This is a genomic window from Sunxiuqinia indica (assembly GCF_009847015.1).
GTDB lineage: Bacteria > Bacteroidota > Bacteroidia > Bacteroidales > Prolixibacteraceae > Sunxiuqinia > Sunxiuqinia indica.
In genome coordinates this window covers 198,443-217,934 of record NZ_WVEM01000006.1, presented here as the reverse complement: position 1 = coordinate 217,934, position 19,492 = coordinate 198,443, and the positions used below count along the sequence as shown (strand labels likewise).

The following is a 19,492-nucleotide window of genomic DNA, read 5'->3' as shown; positions in this document are numbered from 1 at the left end:
ATCTAATGATTCTTTGATATTTATTGAATGAATATCAGAATACAGAGGCAGCAGTTGAAATTTGTAGAAAGCATCCGAGATCTTTCGGATGCTATTCTTCTAACTAAAACTAAACCAAGTTAAACGACTCTGATCTTCTCTATTACTTTTACATTTCTTATTCAATTGTGAATAGTAGTGTTCCAAAACCCAATTGATCATATCCACCACTATTTGGGCCATAATCACCGCCACCGCCTTCAGGGCGATGCACTTTTGCGGCCATTTCGAGATAAGGGAAAGAAATGTCTTTTTTCTTCGTATAGTGATTATAAAGAAGTTCCCAAACGGGGCGTTTACCGCCTATTCCTCCGTCGCTGATTACTGTATGATTGACATTATCACAATTGTCGTAGGGTTCAAAAGGAACATTTAAGTTGGCATAGTTATATTTAGCAACATACTCTGCAGCCTTCAATATTTTGTTGTCATCATATCCAAAAAGATCATCTCCTTGATTATATGCCATTTGCGCAATGGTGCCCAGCAAACCTATGCACAACAATGTGTGCCCCTGGTCTCTACCACTCTCCTGAAGTTGAGCCAATGCATCTCCGTGCACATAATAAATAGCATTATCGAGGGCTCCGTTGCCTTCTCCTTCCATCAAATAAGAAATAGCTTCATTGTAGATGGCGGCATTATCGGTTAATACACCAATAGCCATAACATTGGCAATGTTGCACAAATCCCAGTTGGCCCAATAATGGCTGATACAGGTATTGTTATGCCTGACCAAAAAATCACTACTTACAGGGTAAAATAAATCCAATAGCCATTGTTTAAAGGCGGCAAAATCTGCTGTCTCCCATCCTTCATAATCGCGCATGATTTCCGCAGCATTGGCAAATTGATATCCATACAAACCCGCTGCGAGCTGTATATTTGAATTCCCACTTAGTTTGTCGCAGGTAGAAGCCCACCCATTTAGAATTTTTATGGCTGTTTCGGCATAGGAATCATCTCCCGATATTTTCCATCGTATGGCCGTTTGGTATGCAGCAGCAGCATCATTAAAAGCCTTAGCGTAGTTATCAGGATCGGGCTCTTCACGTGAGCCACCTCCTCTTACTAATTTTTTAACCGGTTGTGGCGTATAGCTGGAGGCGGAATGGTTATTGGCTGTCAGTTTTTCCCAGCCACTAAACCACGGTTCAGCTCCTGCTTGTACTTTCGCCTTCATACGGTCGAAATCTTCTGCCGAATGTAACAGACCTGGATGTATAAATGTCTTGTTCGGGTCAGTTTCTATTTTCTGCGGGGCGGTAGGTTCTTCATTGTTATTGTCATCATCATTGCCGTTAGTTATTGGTTCATTATCACTACCACATCCAACGAATAGACACACCATAACAATTATTACCCACAATATTTCAAGTTTTCTCATCCTCATTTTTACGATATTTATTTTCGAAAAAGGGGACACACAGGGATTTCGCTGTGTGTCCCTTCTAATTTTATGAATTAATTACTTTCCAAGCCATAAAATTCTACTTCTGCAACATTGCAAGAACCACTTGAACTATAGTAGTATATATATCTGTAGCTCGTTGCCTCATTTATCTCTGCTTCTGAATATTCATCAACCCCTGGCTCTGATTCTATCGTGTGAAGCACAGTAAAGTTGTTCAGGTAATCTGGATCATTCGAGGCACGAAGTTCACCGCCAACCATGCGGGCAGGATGAGACGCTCTTGGGGCATACCTGAATTTTGTGACAACAGCAGTTCTTCCATTACCAAGATCGTATCCAACGTAACCGGAGCTCGTAGCTCCATCTACAAAGGTGCTTAGGTCACCATCTACTGCAGCAATAATCTCGGTATCCGGATTATCGTTCCATGATCCAGAGTGTCCAATCAACGTTCCGGTTAATTTAGGAACCTCAATTTTCCCATAAAACTCGATCTCTGAAAGGTTTCCGCCCCCTGAGGCGAAGTATATATATATATACTGGTAAGCCGTGTTCCCAGCTTCTAAATCCACCTGAGTGAACTCTTCTGTATTTGGTGTTTCGGGTATAGTATAAAGAACATCATATTCTCCGCTTGATGGATTTGCTGCATTAGACGGATCGTTTGTACCTCTAATTTCTGCTCCTACCATTCTGCCTGCATGGGTCACTCGAGGGAAGAACCTGATCATGGTGGGAATTACTCCATATCCACCGTCAAGTTTATAGCCCAAATAGCCTACACTTCCATTTGCATCTACAAAGGTTTCGATATCTCCATCCACTCCGGCATCTATTTCCGTATCTGGGTTATTGCCCCAAGATCCAGAATGTCCAAAAAGCTCACCTGTAACTTTTTCAATGCCGACCAAGAATACCGGCCCTTCAATAGTCTGAGCCCCAACTTTCATAACAAAAATACCCGTACTTGTATCAGGTACCCGGAATTGAATCTCGGTATCATTAACTGAAATTATCTCTGCCTCAACTTCATTTATAGTAATATTAACATCGTCTGCATCCGAGCCAAAATTTGTTCCGGTAATTGTAACAGTATCACCCAGTCCTACACTTGTGGAGCTGTAAGAAGCGATCTTAGCTCCCGGTATTACAATAAATTCGTCCATAAATTGCTTTTCCGAAAGCCAAACCTTTACTGATAAATTTCCAGTGGCTGCTTGTTCGGGAACGGTAACGACAATCTCATTGTCTTCGGTACTGGTAACTTCAGCCTCAACTCCTGAAAAGGCTACCGTTACAGCCTCCGTACGGTCGCCAAAATTTGTTCCGGTAATAGTAACGGATGCCCCCGGACGAGCCATCTTTGGGCTAAAATTTTCGATGGTTATTTCGGGATATTCGGCTATTTCAGGATCAAAATCCTCTCGACATGACAGGACAAATCCCAAACCTATAACAATAATAAGTGTTTTATATAATATAGAATTTTTCATTTTCATCATTGTTTTATTACATCAATTAATAACCTGGATTTTGTAATAACTCTTTGTCTAAATTAATTTCATCCAAAGGTATAGGGTACAAATAATTCTTGAGCGTAAAATTTCGATTTACAGCCGGATCCTGAACAATTGCTCTTCTTGAGCCTACGCCGGTATATTCTTTTACAGCTTCTCCGAAGATATAGGATGAAGACTCATATAAATTATCGTCTCCTTCATAAACAGTACCTTCTATGATTGGCCCAAAAATGGTGGCGTTTAAAGCCTCTTCAGCAATTCCCCATCTCTTTAAATCGTTAAACCGGTTATTTTCCTGAAACAACTCCACAGCTCTTTCTCTTCGGATTTCCTGAAGAATATCCAAATTGTTATTGCCCGCCAGTGTATTCGTGAGAGGTGCAACACCTGATCTTCCCCTGACCAAATTAAGCGACTCATTCAATTGCTCATCAGTAATTGCTCCATTTAGCTCATACAAAGCTTCGGCATAAATCAGGTATACTTCTGCAAGCCTGATATGTGGAAAATCTGCTGATTCGGTAGTAGCCTCCCGGTAATTCGGATAATCATAAGATTTAAACTTACGGTTTCCGTAGAAAGGTAATGCTCCATCTACAAATTCTGGTGTTTCCTCTATGATTTCGATCCTTTGCTCATTTTCTCCTACATATGCATACAATCTATAATCACGATTCATCAGTTGTTGATAATGGTTTTGGTACCCCTCGAATAAAGGAGACTTATCGATGGGAAGTCCATCGGTAGCAAGAAACATGTCCATAAAATTTTGATTCACCGCGGAGTAATAAGCAGCATGACTTATGTTGGTTCCTCCCTGACGCAGAATATTATCGTACTTACTATAAAATATAAACTCCTTGTTCGTCGATTTGTCCAGACCCGCGGGGTTAGATCCTTCATCCTCGAGGTTAAAGAGATAATACATACTTAAGTTGTTCAATTCATCATTGTAATTCCATAACTCAAAACCACCATTGTCCATAACATCCTTAGACAATGTAACTGCTTGTTGAAACATATCGTCTACGGACGGATAGCTTTCCGGTTTAGTAGAGCCGGCTCCTTCATTGGTCCCATCTCCATCCGTTGCTGTGCCCACATATTTTTCCCATGTTGCTTCATATAAAAATGCTTTGGCCAAAAGAGATTGTGCAGCTTCCATACTAATATGCCCTTTGTCGCTGCTCGCAATATTAGCCTCCCTCGGCAAATCAGGGATTGCGTCCTCCAAATCTTGCTTAATTTGATTGAAGACTTCATATCTGCTATTTCTTGGCATATCCAGCTCATCTGTATCCAATACTTTTGTAACTACCGGGACTCCGCCAAAACGCTGGAGCAGGAAGAAATGATGGTATGCTCTAAAAAAATACGCAGCAGCAACATATGCTGCAATTTCTTCAGGCTCTCCTGAATATTCTTCAGCTTTCTCCAACAGAATATTATTATCTCTGATCTGCCCATAGGAATGCGACCACACGTCGTCTTGATTGGGAACAGTAATATTCCCTCTTCCATAAGCAGCATAATTTGCATAAGAGATATTTAAATCTGATCCACGGTCTAAAAGAAGTCCCTGAGCATCTTTCCACCCCCATAGGCCATTATAAAAACTATTAGCTGAAGCCCTGTAATGATCAGCGGTCTTATAATAAGACGACTCTGACAGTTTATCCTGCATTTCTAAGTCCAGAAATTTATCTTCACAGGCTGTTGAAACCAAAATTCCCAACAATATTATTATATAATTTATTTTTTTCATCTCTTTCAATTTTTAGAATGTCACATTTAAACCTAAAGAATAGGTTCTGTTAAACGGATAGGAACTATGGCTACTGGCACCAAACTCAGGATCCCAACCATCCTTGATACTGGTAAATTCAAACAAGTCATTTCCTGAGAAATAAATGCGGAAGTTGTCTAAAGCGTAATTACCAATGTTGAGGTTGCTGAATGTGTAGCCAACTACCAGTGTTTTCATTCTGATATAGCGGTTATTTTGCATTACAAAATCATTATTGGCCCAATTCCATTTTGCCCGGGTTGACTGTACTGTTAATCTGGGATAGGATGCGTCCGGTTTTTCTTCCGTCCAGGTCTTGCCTTCATATGCCGTGGTCTGATTGTTACCTACCGTTGCATATGGAAATGCCATATTGTCTTTTCTAACGATATTTTGATTAAGCACTCCCTGAAAGAAAGTACTAAAATCAAATCCTTTGTATTGGAAACCTAAGTTTATACCATAGGTATAGTGTGGCGCATTGTCTCCCATGTATTTTATATCACCGTCACCTTCAACTGTTGATCCTGAGCCGAGAATGATATTATCTCCATCCAGGTTAATTTTCCTGGTGTCTCCTGGACGCAAGCGAATATTTGCATCGCCTCCATTAGGAATATCTCCTCCATTATCCAATTGGTCGTAATAAGCCTGGACTTCTGCTTCATTCGCAAAAAAACCATCGGTTTGATAGAGAAAATACGAATTGAGCGGGTAACCTTGCACCGTTTTGTTGAGGCCAGCCGTATATGTGCTAACACCTTCCATGCTTACCAGCTCATTTCTTGCATCACTCATGTTGAGGGATACATTATATTTAAATTCACCGACGGAAGACCGCCACGAGAGTGCCGCCTCCCAGCCATGCACTTTCAATATTCCACTGTTTGTTTTAGGAGCATTTCCTCCCAGTATATCAGGATAATTTACCGCGATCAGCATTCCATCGTTCTTCTTATTAAAATAATCAAACGATCCTGATAGTTTATTATTAAGAGCTCTAAACTCAGCGCCATAATTAGCCATTCCTATTCTCTCCCAGGTACGGTTCAGGCTGGTTAGCCCATCCACATATGCTCTGGTTTGGTTGTCCGCAGGTGTACCAAAAACAACCGTACGGAGGGCTATTGAAGAAACGTAGTCATGGTTACCAATTCCAACCTGACCTCCCATCTCGCCATAACTAGCCTTTAGTTTGAGGAAGTCCAAACCCGGAATGTCTTGCATAAATGATTCTTCGGTAATAACCCAGCCTACTGAAGCTCCTCCGAAATTTGACCAGCGATAATCGGGATGGAACTTTGATGATCCGTCTCTCCGGCCGGTTAGCTCAAATAAATATTTATCTTTATAATTGTAATTGAATCGTCCTACATAGGACAGAAAGCCCCAGTTCGTAGATCCTCCTTCATTGGTCACATCGTTTTCAAGCGATGCAACATTCAAATCATAAATTCCATAATCTTCGAAACCTTGTCTTTTCCCTTTCAGTACATCTGTCGTTCTTAGTTCCGCAGTAGTACCCACCATTAAACCAAAGTTGTGATCAGTCCAAAGCGTCTTCTTGTAGTCGAGAAAAGCACCGTAATTTTCATAGGTGGTAAAATATTTCTCTTTTTCGAATGAAGGGGTTGTGCCGGGATTCACCGATTCAGGGGCTTTTTCTCCAAACCAAGTATAGGTAGGAACATTAATTTTATAGGTTTCGCGATCCCAAAACTCTTTATCTACACTTGCAGTAACCCTAAAGTTCAGGTCATCCGTAATATCCGCAATAGCGGCCATGTATAGTTTAAACTGATCGGTATATTTCTCTTCACGGCCACCATTTACAACATTAGCCACCGAGTGCCTGTTTCCGGCAATACCAAAGTTGGCATACCACTGACCATAAGGGTTTTTGGAAGGGAACAATGGAGGATCATTGGCCAAAGAAGTAACTCCTAACCCCCCAGATGGAGAGGAAACATGAGACCTCAGATAAGACAAGCCTGTTTCTAATTTTATCCTCTTCGAAATTTTATAATTGTGATTAAACCTTAAGTTATGTTGCTCTTTGCCATCATACGCGGGAATAAGATTACCTACGTTTTCAGCATATCCGGCAGAAATTCTATAGCTGGATTTTTCAGAGCCACCCGAAATACTGAAATTAGTTTGATGCGAGTAAGAAGTTCCATACATATCATCAAACCGGGAAGCGTCTCCGAGGTAAATATCTCCCCAGTACTCGGTAGTATATATGCCCGGTCCTTCTCCCGGTCCATCACCTTGCATTCTTTCCAGCGTTTCCCTGTTTCTCCAGCCCCAATACCAAGCAGTACCCGCATAGGCCAAATCCTCATCGGTAGCCTCCATAAACATTCTGGCATATTGTTTCATGCCTGGTACGGCAGGTTTTATACCAATCGAATTTACCCGAAGATTACTGGTTAAATTCACCTTAATTTTACCCGCCGAACCTCGCTTGGTTTCCACGAGAAGCACACCATTAGCTGCCCGGGATCCGTAAATGGCAGCAGCTCCATCTTTCAGTACACTTATAGACTCAATATCGTCTGGGTTCATGTTATAAAAAGCATCGTCATTCACAACAGGTGCTCCATCAATAACAATTAACGGAGTGCCTCCATTTACCGACGTTGCTCCTCTTATTTGCAAATTGAGGTCTTCGTTGCCGGGCCGCGAAGAAGTGCGGGTTACAACAAGACCCGGGCTTTGTCCTTGTAACGCCAATGCCGGACTTGTTACTGCACGATCTTTAAACGTTTCTGCTTTAACTGTCTCAATGGCTCCTGTAAGCGTTGCTTTTTTCTGTATTCCATATCCCACAGCAACGACTTCTTCCAAACCAATTGCTTCACTAAGCATGGTAATTTCAAAAGTAGTTTTATTTCCAAGAGGTACAGTTTGTGTTTTCATGCCTACGAATGAAAACTGTAATGCCTGCGCATCGGAAGGAACATCAAGCCTAAAATGACCATCCATGTCGGTCACAGTTCCGGTTGTTGTACCATCAACAACAACAGTTACGCCTGGAAGAGTAACTCCGTTTTCATCCTTTACGGTGCCACTTAAGGTTTTTGCCTGTTGAGCAAAAACCGAACTACTTACCAGCACTAATAATATTATAATAATACTGATGAGAGAAAACAGACCTTTACCTCTGTCTTTCAAAAAAACATTCGGATTCTTTTTTTTCATAAATTTTAGTTTTAACTGAATTATTGATTTACGTCATTTCTTGCTTGCCAAAAACTGGCATTTCTTTATCATCTCAGATTTTGTAAAGTTAGGTCAGACAAAAGCTGTTTTTCAAGAAAATGGTACTCTTTGAAGTATCAAATAATTATTTGAAACTCACTGGTCGGGAGTTTGTAAAATGCTGACAGTGTGGGCGTAAAGGCCCGGGTCAGATAAATTTCAAAAGAATTTCGTTCCATAGGGAATTTGGTACAATAAAAGGCTAATCAAAAACATCGTAAATCTTGTCGGTTAGTATTTGTTGCAAATTTGTTAAAGAAGAATATGGATTAGCTCTTAGGATTTAAGAGAATCAATATAATCGATAGGTGTTTTACCAGTGAATTTTTTGAAAACCCGATAAAATGACGTTTTGGAATTAAAACCGCATTGTCGGGCAATCGCCATCAGAGTTAGATTTTTTTGGGCATCGTTTTCAAGCAAATACCGCACTTCTCGCACTCGGTACTTATTTAAGAAATCAGAAAATCCCTGATCTAACACCTGGTTCAATGCTTGCGAGATATGGTGGGTCGGAATATTAAGTTTATTTGCCACCTCACTTAATTTTATATCTGCGTTTAAATAAGCTTTTTCTGTTTTAACATAGTGTCTTATCTTCTCAACGATAACATTCAAATCCTTATCACTGAGCCCAGAACTTTGATACTTGCGTACATCTTCATGCGCTTCAATATATTTTTGCTGAATCTTCATAAGCTTTGTGTAGGTACGATACAGGTATGCACAAATGGCAATTACAACGAGGATTATTCCAATCCAAAAAGTGGCACTTCTTGTAAATGGCTGGCTAACAATAATCTTTAATTCCTTGATGTTTTCAGTTTCTTCCGCAGCACTTACAACATTTTTAATTTTAAATACATATTCCCCTGGTTTTAATCCATCATAAAATATGGTATTCTTGTTGCCATTATTTTGCCATTTTTTATCCAAGCCCTCAAGCATAACAAAGTAGTTATTGTCATAGGGACTTAAATAGTTTAAATCTACAAACCGGAAACCAATGTTGTTAGATTTATAATCTAGAACCAACTCTTCAGAAAATTCAATTGGTTTGTTAAGAGTAGAATTGTCTTCTAATACAACATTCTTACCCGAAGTATATAAATTGGTAATTACAATTCGCGATTCTATAACTTTTTCATCAACATTTTCAGGATAGAATCCCATTAATCCTTTTTCGTTACCAAACCACAGTTGCCCATCGTTTGCCAAATACACAGCAGCAGGCGAAAACACCAAGCCCGGCAATCCATCTGAAATTGAATAATTCTTAAAACTATTTTCCTTGAGGGAGAAATGACAAAATCCTTTGAGTGTACTAATCCAAAAACTTCCGGGGCTGTTTTCGACAATTGAACAAACCGAGTTATCTGGTAAACCATCTTTCTGTTTGTAGACCTTATAATTATCAAGGTCATCATTTAGCATGTACAGGCCACCAATTTCTGTACATATCCACATATTTCCTGCCAGATCCTCGGTGATATAGTTTACCTTATTTGAATTTTCCGCGATTTTCGGAAGTTGGATTTCTTTTAAACTGTCGCCTTCAATGTTGTATACAGAAAATCCCTTGCTAGTCCCAAGCCAAAGCCGATTTTCAGAGTCAGTTGTTAAATAGAAAATCTCATTACTGTTTAATTGAGAATTTTCAATGTTATAGTTATTAATCTTTCCTTCACGCTCTTGAAAACTATAAATTCCATTGTGAGAGGCAATCCACAGCCGACCTTCATTATCCGTAGTAAAAGCGTAGTTATTACTGTTTAGAAATCTGTCATCGTCCAAAAATGAGCTCATATGCCTATTTATTGGATCGTAAACGCTTATTCCCCCTCCGTAGGTTCCAATAAGCAGATGGTTATTAAATGGATAAATGGCAAGAATAATATTCGATCTCAATTGCCCATCTGTATTATTATCACGGAAGAGTTTTATCTCGTCATTTTTATCCATGTGAATGAATCCATTCCTGGTACCAAAATAGCGGTTACCTTCAGGGGAAAAATAAAATGATCGTATGCTTTTATTTACCGTTGTATAATCAGTTGAAATATTGTGGAGATGAAAACCACCTAATACAGTATTTGAGAAATTTACTCCTCCTGAATATGTTCCAATCCATAAACGCTGATTTTCATCAAGAAGAAACGAATAAACTGAATTAGAACTCAATGATCTGGGATCATCCTCTAGTTTTTCAACAACGTCAATTTGATTTGTCCTGAGATTTAGTATCAGTAGTCCTGAACCATTGGTGCCAATATATAATTTTTCTCTATTATCACTTGAAATTGTTGTCACCAGGCAATCTCCAACCGTATTATTTTTTGTGAATATTTTGTTATTTAAATTGAACTCGACAATTCCCTTATTCGCAGTACCCAGGTACATTCTGTTACCAACTACACATAAGGAGGTAAACGTGTTGTAGTCTTCCTGATATTCAGACTCGAAATAATAATTATTAACCTCGTTATCATCAATTGTGATCCTGGTTAATCCATGACGCGTGGCTAACCAGCAGCTACCATGACTATCAAGTAGAATATCGGTTATATAATTTTGAGAACTTGTAGGATTCTCTTTATCAATTAATAAATGCTTTACAACTTTGGTGTTAATATTATAGATCACTAATCCTTTTTCGGTTCCCAGAAATAAACGATTTTCATCGATTAGCTGAATACTATTAATTGAATATTTTTCATTTAATGAAATTTTTATGAAACGATCCAGATTTTGCTGGTATCCATACAGTCCCTCCGATGTGCCAATCCACAGGTTCTTACTTGTATCCTCTTCAATCGACAGTATATTTTCAAGTTGATCTGGAAACTTTTCTGTATAAGGCCTTATCTCAATTCCATCAAAACGATCTAACCCATGAAGTGTCCCAAACCAGATAAATCCATGAGAATCTTTATAAATTACATTTACTTCATTATTTGATAAACCATTCTCAACTGAAAGTTTTGAGAAAGTTAGGACCGAACCATATAAAGCTGGCTGGCATAAAATTATAAAAAATAGAATAACTAGATGTGATAACGGTTTCATTGTCTCCTGCTCAAAACAAATTCAAAGATAAAAAAAGAAGTTTAGCTCAAATGAGAACTCCTCCTATTTATATCAGCCCTCAATTGAAATGTACTACTAAATAAAGCCATTTAGAATAATAAAATAATGATGGCCTTTAAAAATTATTCAATTTTGTTCTGTTCCAAGCCTCTCCTTTTCTATTTTCTCAGCCTGCTCTTTAACCAGTTGCTCATAATCTTTAACTTCATCATGAATTTTCAAAACTGGTGTTGGAACTGCACAAGTTTCTTTCTCAATTTTAGATGTTCGGACTGTTTTAGAACGCATAAAGCAAATTTCTCCATTACGAATATTGGAGTATTTGAGTTTTAACATATCAGCAAAATTAATTCCATCGCACAAGTAAGAAAAGAACCATAAATCACGGTCCCTCTTAGTCGTTTCGTTTCCATCACAATAAATTACAATTGCTTTTATTTGCTGTAAATTAAGAGCCAGCTTACGCCCTCGCCGGTTGGTATTTCAAATTTACCACTTCCAAAAGGATATTGATTTTCTTTTATTACGCCTGTTTTCTTCGCATCATTGACAACGCAACGAATTGCACGACGGTACATCCCTATGGTAGTATAAGATGCGTTTCTGAAATCTGGAGATTATCGTGGTGTTGATTATTTCTATCGGGATTCAGTATTCCTTTTTGAATATAGTAATAGTAAGATTTCTCAAATAGTTCTTTGTACAATTCCCTCTACTTCTGAAGTTAAAATCCACAGGAATTTTGAAGGAAGAATTAGTACAATCGAACAAGTTATTTCATCAAAATATTGATTGAGGGAATATGAATGAAGAAGTTAAAAATAGCTTTCGCTGTTATCTTCAGTTTGTTTTTTTCCAGGTATTCATAATGACTAAAATACGAAATGATTAACCCCAAGATTATGGGGGATAGTGAATATTTTTAACTTTGAATAGAGATAGAACGTTCTTTTTAAAAGGTGTCAAAATCGAGACCTAATTAATGCTGAGCCGTTGCATGTATTTGATAATAAATGTGTTTAAAGGATAGTTCAAGCCCAGGTGGGCCCACATCAATAAACAAGCGGTTACAAGTTTTTGTAGCTGCTTTTTTATATGTGTATTTCGGGAGAGCGCCTTAAACAGAATATTTTTATGATCTGGGTTCGAAGTTTTTTAGATGATTATTGCTGGTGTTTAGCGAGTATTATAGACTATCCAATAATGAAAGGACAGTGAAAGCAACTCATCACAATAGTTGGAGCTGATTTGCAAGGAATTATTTTTTTAAGCTATCGAGTTATCCTTCCAGGAAATATTGTGTTTCTTTAAGTTGCGCTTCAAATTTTTCAACATCTGGCATGCCTAGTTTTTTACCTTTAGCTGTTAACAGTCCTTCTTTTTTTAAGGCCGAAATAACACGAATTACCTGATCGGTTGAAGTGCCTGCAAAGTCTGCAATGTCCTTGCGTGAAAGCGTTATGTTGATGAAACCATCAGTTTGTCCAAACTTTTGCATGATGAATAACAAGCCATTGATTACTTTTTCACGAACGGTCATCTGTGCAAACCGTTTGGCATTGGCCTCGCTTTTCTGAAGCTGATCCGCATAAAAAAGCATAAAATCGAACATTAACGGCGGTGTTTTGTGTAACATTTCTATCAACACATCGGTCGAGAAGTTACAGAGAATAGAGTCAGTTAAAGCACTCGCGCTGATGTCGTATACGTAATTGGTTCCAAAGCCGCGGTGGCCAACAATCTCACCGTTTTTGGAAAAACGAATAATCTGCGAATTTTTGTTGGCTGTTTGTTTAAAAACTTTTACGCAGCCTTCGTAAATAAAATATAGCCCGCTGACAGGAGCTCCCTCGAGAATAAATTGCTGCTTTTTGTTGCACGGGAATGTATTTTTCTGCTTGAGATAGGGCTGTATCGCTTCAGTCTGAATGTGCTTTTTAATCAAGCAATTTTCGTTGGTGCAGGAATGACAGCTATAACTTTTAAGGTTCATGGGTTTATATTAATGATCCAGGAATGTTAGTAAGTGTTGACGATATTTATAAAAATTAGGATGCTCTACTACAGTATGACGTTCACGGGGGCGTTTTAATTTAATGTGAGCCACATCGCCTACTTTGGCATAAGGGCCGGAGGTCATCATAATCACCCGGTCCGACAAGAAAATAGCCTCGTCCACGTCATGTGTAACCATAATCGCTGTAATTTTTTCTTTGGACCACACATCAATCAGAACGTCCTGTAGTTCTACACGAGTCATTGAGTCGAGCATGCCAAATGGTTCGTCAAGTAATAAAACTTTTGGCTTTAAAGCAAATGCCCGGGCAATTCCAACTCGTTGCTTCATGCCCTGCGATAAATCAATCGCCTTTTTATGAAAGGCATCAGCCAGGCCAACTTTGCTCAAATAGTATTTACAAATGTCGTTTCGCTGGGCTTTTGTGGCATGCGGGAAAACTTGTTTCACTCCGATCATCACATTTTCAAGGGCTGTCATCCAGGGGAACAGGCTGGGCGATTGAAAGACAACTGCCCGGTCAGGACCCGCTCCGTTGATTGGTACCTCGTCAAGTAAAACCTGACCTGCTGTAATCTCATTCAAGCCTGCGACCATGGTTAAGAGGGTTGATTTTCCGCAGCCTGAATGACCGATGATCGATATAAATTCTTCTTCTTTAACTTGTAGCTGAAAATCTTCCAGCACGACAAAATCACCTGTTGGTGTTGGATAAGCTTTTGTTAGATCTTTACACTCCAACATGACCTTGGTATCGGTTACAATTTCCATTTTTATGAGTATTTGAAGTGTTAAACAATTGCCTTTTTCTGTCGCGGCAGTTGAGGCTCAATTTGTGGTAAATGATATACTTTTTTGTTTGACGCAGACCGGAATTTACCCAATTCCATTAAGTAGCTATTAATTGCATTACGTTCCTTCTTGAAATTTTCATCAGCATTGATTGTTGCTTTATCTCGCGGGCGTTTGAAATTGATTGGAAAAATGGTTCCCAAGGTAGCTCTTGGGCCCGGTTTCAATGGGATCACCCGATCAGCCAACAAAATACCTTCATCTACATCATTGGTAATGAGCATAACTGTTTTTTTCGACTCGCGCCAAATACGTTCAATTTCAATTTGAAGTGAACCACGGGTTAGGGCATCCAAAGCGCTGAGTGGTTCATCCAGTAATAAAATTTCCGGATCCATAGCTAATGCACGCGCTACCGAAACCCGCTGACGCATTCCGCCAGAAAGCTCGGAGGGCATTTTATGTAGTGCCGACGTAAGGTTTACCATTTCAATGTAACGGGCAACATGTTCTTTGCGTTCTTTTGATTTCATTTTTGGGAAGACCTGTTTCACGGCCATATTTACATTGCCGGCTACCGATAGCCAGGGGAGGAGCGAATAATTTTGAAACACCACACCGCGGTCGGGACCGGGACCTGAGATCCTTTTCCCTTTCAGTAATATTTCGCCCTCATCCGGTTCTATTAATCCGGCAATCAGGCTGATCAGGGTGGTTTTTCCGCTACCCGTAAAACCGACGATAGCAATAAATTCACCTTCTTCAATGGTAAGGTTAATATTTTTGAGCACTTCAACGCGGGATGATCCCGTTCCGAAGCTTTTGGATACATTACGTATTTCTAAAAATGCGGCCATGATTGTGAGTTTAAAGTTTTGATTTTCAAATTCCAAGTTGAATGTGATCGGTGACAAATATGCTTAATTTAAGCTCTGCTTTCGTAGCTAACAGCTTTTTGCACCAACATCATCATGCGGTCAAGGGCGAACCCAATTCCGCCAATAACAAACATAGCAACAATGATTTTCGCGTTCGAATCATTCGCACCATTTTGGAATTCTTCCCAAACGAATGAACCCAACCCAGGACTTTGAGCCAACAATTCAATGGCAATCAAAACCATCCAGGCAACCGATAGGGTAATGCGCAGACCCGTGAAAATAAGTGGTATTGAAGAGGGGAGGATTACTTTAAATACATTGCTAAAAACGCCCAGCCGCAGTACCTTAGAAACATTCAGGTAGTCTTTGTCGACCGAAGAAACCCCCATGGCTGTATTGACCAGAGTCGCCCACATGCTGCACAAGCCAACACTAATAAACGAGATGACAAAGGATTTGTCCATGTCGGCACTGGCCAGAATTGTTTTAACAACCATTGAGACCAATAACAACCAAACAACCGGTGATACGGGTTTAAAAATCTGGATAACCCAGTTTAATGCGGTGCGCAAGGTTTCGCTCAATCCTAAAACAATGCCTGCAGGAATGGCAAGTAGTGCCGCTAATAAAAAGCCGGCAAAGACAGTTTCCAGACTGGTCATAATTTGGTCAACAAAAGAAGGGCGACCGGTGTAGGTAATTGGTTCTTTCCCCTGAGCTTTACGCTTGGCATTGATGCCCGCGGTTTTTTCGCGGAAGGCTTCCTTGTCTGCACTAATCGTTTTGTGGTCTTCAATTAAGGTGACGGCTCCGTTCCAAACATCACCCGGCGAAGGCAACGAGTTCGGTTTACAGCTGAGATCTCCTGAGTCGATGCACTCCTGCATGGCCAATGCCGCTTCTTCACCCTGTGTTGCCAAGGTTTTTTCTATTTTACGTTCGCGTTCAACCGCGTATAAATAGTGGGCGAAATAGTTACAAACTCCCAGAAAAAGCAAAACAGAAGCAATTGGTACAATGACCTTTCGAAAGATAATCAGGCCATTCTTTTTAGGTTCTTCACCACGAATCAACCGGACTAAGGGCTCCAGAAAACTAAAGCCAAGCCAGTGAAATGAATTTAAAATTTTTCGTCCCATAATGAAATGTCTTTTTTTGCTGAAAAATGAGGCCGAGCCTCTCATCGATCGCTAAAGTTGGTGAGTGAAGGGCACACCGAGTTTCCGGAATGGTGCACCCTTACTGACACTTACCAACTAAAAAATATAGCTTGCCTTTTATTAGGATTGATTAAATATCTTTGTTTCCAATTGCAAATTGAGTGAGGTATTCATTTGGTTTCTTTCCGTCATAGAGAGTACCATCAATAAAGTCAGTCGTTGGTGTTTTAAATCCATCGGTTTTAGGAATATCTGAAGCCGGAATTTTTCCTTCTTCAACCAGCAGTTTAGCAGCTTTCATCCAGATGTCAGGCTGATATACTTTTTTAGCAGTTTCAAGGTACCAATCATCTGTTTTCGGCTCCGGTATTTGACCCCAGCGGCGCATTTGAGTCAGGAACCAAACGGCATCCGAATAGAATGGATAAGTTGCGTTGTACTTGTAAAATACATTGAAATCGGGCAACGAACGTTTGTCTCCTTTTTCAAATTCGAAGGTTCCTGTCATTGAGTTGGCAATTACAACAGAGTCGGCTCCAACATAATCAGGCATCGAAAGAATACCGACTGCTTCCGGGCGGTTCTTCGGATCATCCAGCCACTTACCGGCGCGGATCAGAGCTTTAGTAACAGCGACTGCCGTATTCGGATTTTTATCAATAAACTCCTGAGTCATTACAAATACTTTCTCCGGGTTGTTTTTCCAGATTTCGTAGTTGGTTACTACCGGAACACCTATTTGTTTGAACACTGCCTGTTGGTTCCAGGGTTCACCGACGCAATAGCCATAAATTGTTCCGGCTTCAAGGGTTGCAGGCATTTGTGGCGGAGGCGTTACCGATAATAAGACGTCGGCATCAACTTGTCCTTGAATGTTATCAGCTGTGTACATTCCCGGGTTTATGCCGGCTGCTGCCAGCCAATAGCGAATTTCGTAGTTGTGTGTCGAAACCGGGAAAACCATCCCCATTTTAAATACATTTCCGTTCGCTTTGTATTCTTCAATCACCGGTTTTAGTGCATCTGCTTTAATGGGGTGAGCAGGTTTACCATCAGCGCCGGTTGGAACATTGGCTTTCATTTTATCCCAAATGGCGTTGGAAACTGTGATGGCGTTTCCGTTCAGATCCATAGAAAAAGCTGTAACCAGCTGCGCCTGACGACCAAAACCTCCCTGGGCTGCAATAGGCTGCCCGGCCAGCATGTGTGAGCCATCCAGTTCTCCGTCAATTACGCGGTCGAGTACGTTTTTCCAGTTCGATTGCGCTTCGATGGTGACAAATAAGCCTTCATCTTCAAAATACCCCAATTCCTTGGCAATTGCCAGTGGAGCCATGTCAGTCAGCTTAATAAAACCGAAAGTCAACTGAGGTTTCTCAATATCTAAACTTAATGATGGAATTTCTGCAGACTTCTCGCTACTCTGCTTTGAACCGGAACTTCCGCAAGCACTGAACAGAATAGCCAATGTTGCGATTAGTCCGAATGGTCTTAATTTTCTTAGATGTGTCATAGTGTATTATTTTTTAGCTGTATTTATAATTTCTGCATGCAATGTTTAGAGGAATTTTGGAGAGAATGTAAGCATGATCCACCCCCAGCTTTGCATATCGCCTATTTCCTGCAAAGGGGTGCCAAATTTCAATTGCTTCATCGTTTCGGTTACGCCAAATAGTTGAGAGTAGCCGGCTTTTAGTACCAAGCCTTTGGCCAACGGACGAACCAGAACCAAGTCGAGCTCTGTTCCCAATCCGCCTTTGTAGGACTCGTTGGTTGTGCTATTGGTGCGTTCTTCAGCCGAAGCAAAGTAGTGAAGGTGACCAAGCAAGGTGGTCTTTTCAGAAAGTTTGAAAGTTGTTTTTAAGAACACATCAATTAGTCCGGCACTTTTTTCGTTACCACCGCCATGGCCGTTTCCTACATAGAAATAGTCCATAAAACCATAGAATTTGTGGTTAGTCCCGTACTTTGGAGACCAACCTTCCACTTCGGTAGTTGATTCATCATCACCACTCAGGTAATCTACTCCAAACATTGGTTTTCCGCTGACGCCTGTGTGCTGAATAAATAAATTCGCCATGAAACCGTTGAGATCAATGTTCTCATAATCGGAACCAGAATAAGTTTTACCAGCTGCGCCACCTGTGTAGTAAAACTGTCCGCCGAATTTCAAATTACCGGATGAAAAATTAGGGGTGATACCGATGGTAAAATTGCTGTGAGTTACACTTGCAGTATCGGTTGAGGTGTAAGTGTCGTTCAGTAGCATGAGGCCAATGTTGCCCGATTTCCAACTCTTTTTATAATAAGCCATTAATTGGGCTTTTGGAAGCGGCAGATTAAAAATTCGTGGATTTGCACCACCACCATTCATCGTTCGGTAATCGTTGCCAACCAATTTGGCAGGTTCCGGAGCTCCATCTCCATAACCGGTTTGGTTCCAGACGGCCATCAAATCCAATTGGGTTCCTTTACCATCATTAAACAAGTAGCGCACTGCGTCCAGTGAGCGCCCCTGCATAGCCCAGTCGAGGCTACCAAAAAGGCGGTGTCCGTCGTAAATTACTTCCTGTCGACCAACACGGAAGGTCGATTTTGTTGAAGCATAATATTCACCATATGCTTCGTGGGTACTTAATAACTGATCCGACTTGTTGATTTGTCCGGTTTCGCCCCAGATGCGCACATCCTGAAGAGACATTTTAAAACCAAGTTTATCGGTTTTGTACCCTGCAATTAACCGCGCACGGTGTTCGGTGAAAAAAGCCGGCTCTTGTCCGGGGAGAATGGGTTTTTTAAATCCATTTCTGAGTTCTGTTCTGGGACGATATTGTCCTTCCAAGGTGAATTGTGCGAACGTTGTAGTTACACAAGCCATCAATGCAAATAAAATAAATACCTTTTTCATCTCATTATAATTTTAAATTTTCAAATGCATTCAATGGAATTTGCATATCATCCTCTTCCTGTGCTTAAGAGTTTTTAATGCTTGTTTCATCTTCTGATTTGTTTTGGTAATATCTTTCTTGTTGATGTTGTAAAACTATGGTGCAGCAGACAAGGAAAATATGGAAATGAAAAGCTTAAAAGAGTCTTTTAGTCATGCAAAGCACAATTGATTAGTAGACTAAAACCTGCGAAACCGCATGTGTGTATTTGTAAGAGATAGGTAGTGAGTGAGATATGTAATTTCTTGGAGTGGGTTGCTCGGGCTTAAAGAGAGATTGCCACAAAGAGGTCAAGGTCAATTTTGAAGAATATCACATCTTTTATTCAAAAATGAATGGATATTTTTTAATTAGAAAATAAACTGTTTGATTCAGTACAAATAGATAATTTGTGATTGCCGAGTCAGGTTAGTCCGTCGTTTCTTTCGGCTTGTTGTTCGTATGAAGTGTAATTTGAGGATTAGTTTTTTTGAGCATGAAACGCTGTTTTCGGTGGTTGTAAAGGGTAGCCGTTTTTATTGTGCGGCGTAGCAAGCCAATAGTAAATGAGAGCTGGGAGTGAAGTATATATGATTGTGTGAGGG

The 19,492-nt window shown here is 40.1% G+C and carries 13 protein-coding genes; all 13 read right to left on the bottom strand.

Annotation, left to right across the window (positions count from 1 at the left end):
- Positions 1–157: 157 nt before the first annotated feature.
- The 13 genes from GR929_RS11070 to GR929_RS11010 all read right to left on the bottom strand — a co-directional run bounded on the left by GR929_RS11070 (position 158) and on the right by GR929_RS11010 (position 18,868).
- Positions 158–1,432 carry an alginate lyase family protein gene (locus GR929_RS11070; protein ID WP_201300973.1) on the bottom strand — a complete coding sequence of 425 codons (1,275 nt, stop codon included), beginning with the start codon at positions 1,430–1,432 and terminating at the stop codon, positions 158–160.
- A 71-nt stretch (positions 1,433–1,503) separates the two neighbouring features.
- Positions 1,504–2,901 (bottom strand): IPT/TIG domain-containing protein, encoded by a 1,398-nt coding sequence (locus tag GR929_RS11065; protein ID WP_235934275.1) that lies wholly within the window; start codon positions 2,899–2,901, stop codon positions 1,504–1,506.
- A 70-nt stretch (positions 2,902–2,971) separates the two neighbouring features.
- Positions 2,972–4,738: a RagB/SusD family nutrient uptake outer membrane protein gene (locus GR929_RS11060; protein ID WP_159519736.1), complete on the bottom strand. Its 1,767-nt coding sequence runs from the start codon at positions 4,736–4,738 to the stop codon at positions 2,972–2,974.
- Between the two features lie 12 nt (positions 4,739–4,750).
- The gene (locus tag GR929_RS11055; RefSeq protein WP_159519734.1) at positions 4,751–7,963 is read right to left on the bottom strand and encodes a SusC/RagA family TonB-linked outer membrane protein; all 3,213 of its coding nucleotides are present in this window, start codon (positions 7,961–7,963) and stop codon (positions 4,751–4,753) included.
- A gap of 336 nt (positions 7,964–8,299) precedes the next feature.
- Positions 8,300–11,089: a two-component regulator propeller domain-containing protein gene (locus GR929_RS11050; RefSeq protein WP_159519732.1), complete on the bottom strand. Its 2,790-nt coding sequence runs from the start codon at positions 11,087–11,089 to the stop codon at positions 8,300–8,302.
- A gap of 147 nt (positions 11,090–11,236) precedes the next feature.
- A complete protein-coding gene (locus GR929_RS11045; protein ID WP_159519730.1) occupies positions 11,237–11,446 on the bottom strand; it encodes a hypothetical protein in 210 nt (69 codons plus the stop codon).
- Between the two features lie 98 nt (positions 11,447–11,544).
- The gene (locus GR929_RS11040) at positions 11,545–11,688 is read right to left on the bottom strand and encodes a hypothetical protein (RefSeq protein WP_159519728.1); all 144 of its coding nucleotides are present in this window, start codon (positions 11,686–11,688) and stop codon (positions 11,545–11,547) included.
- 701 nt (positions 11,689–12,389) lie between these two features.
- Entirely contained in the window at positions 12,390–13,103 is a 714-nt protein-coding gene (locus GR929_RS11035) for a Crp/Fnr family transcriptional regulator (protein WP_159519726.1), read from the bottom strand.
- A gap of 9 nt (positions 13,104–13,112) precedes the next feature.
- On the bottom strand, positions 13,113–13,898 hold the full coding sequence (locus tag GR929_RS11030) for an ABC transporter ATP-binding protein (RefSeq protein ID WP_159519725.1): 786 nt from the start codon (positions 13,896–13,898) through the stop codon (positions 13,113–13,115).
- A gap of 20 nt (positions 13,899–13,918) precedes the next feature.
- The gene (locus GR929_RS11025; protein ID WP_159519723.1) at positions 13,919–14,776 is read right to left on the bottom strand and encodes an ABC transporter ATP-binding protein; all 858 of its coding nucleotides are present in this window, start codon (positions 14,774–14,776) and stop codon (positions 13,919–13,921) included.
- 68 nt (positions 14,777–14,844) lie between these two features.
- On the bottom strand, positions 14,845–15,939 hold the full coding sequence (locus GR929_RS11020; RefSeq protein ID WP_159519721.1) for an ABC transporter permease: 1,095 nt from the start codon (positions 15,937–15,939) through the stop codon (positions 14,845–14,847).
- 151 nt (positions 15,940–16,090) lie between these two features.
- The gene (locus tag GR929_RS11015; protein ID WP_159519719.1) at positions 16,091–17,473 is read right to left on the bottom strand and encodes a CmpA/NrtA family ABC transporter substrate-binding protein; all 1,383 of its coding nucleotides are present in this window, start codon (positions 17,471–17,473) and stop codon (positions 16,091–16,093) included.
- 45 nt (positions 17,474–17,518) lie between these two features.
- Positions 17,519–18,868 carry an alginate export family protein gene (locus GR929_RS11010; protein ID WP_159519717.1) on the bottom strand — a complete coding sequence of 450 codons (1,350 nt, stop codon included), beginning with the start codon at positions 18,866–18,868 and terminating at the stop codon, positions 17,519–17,521.
- Positions 18,869–19,492 lie beyond the last annotated feature (624 nt).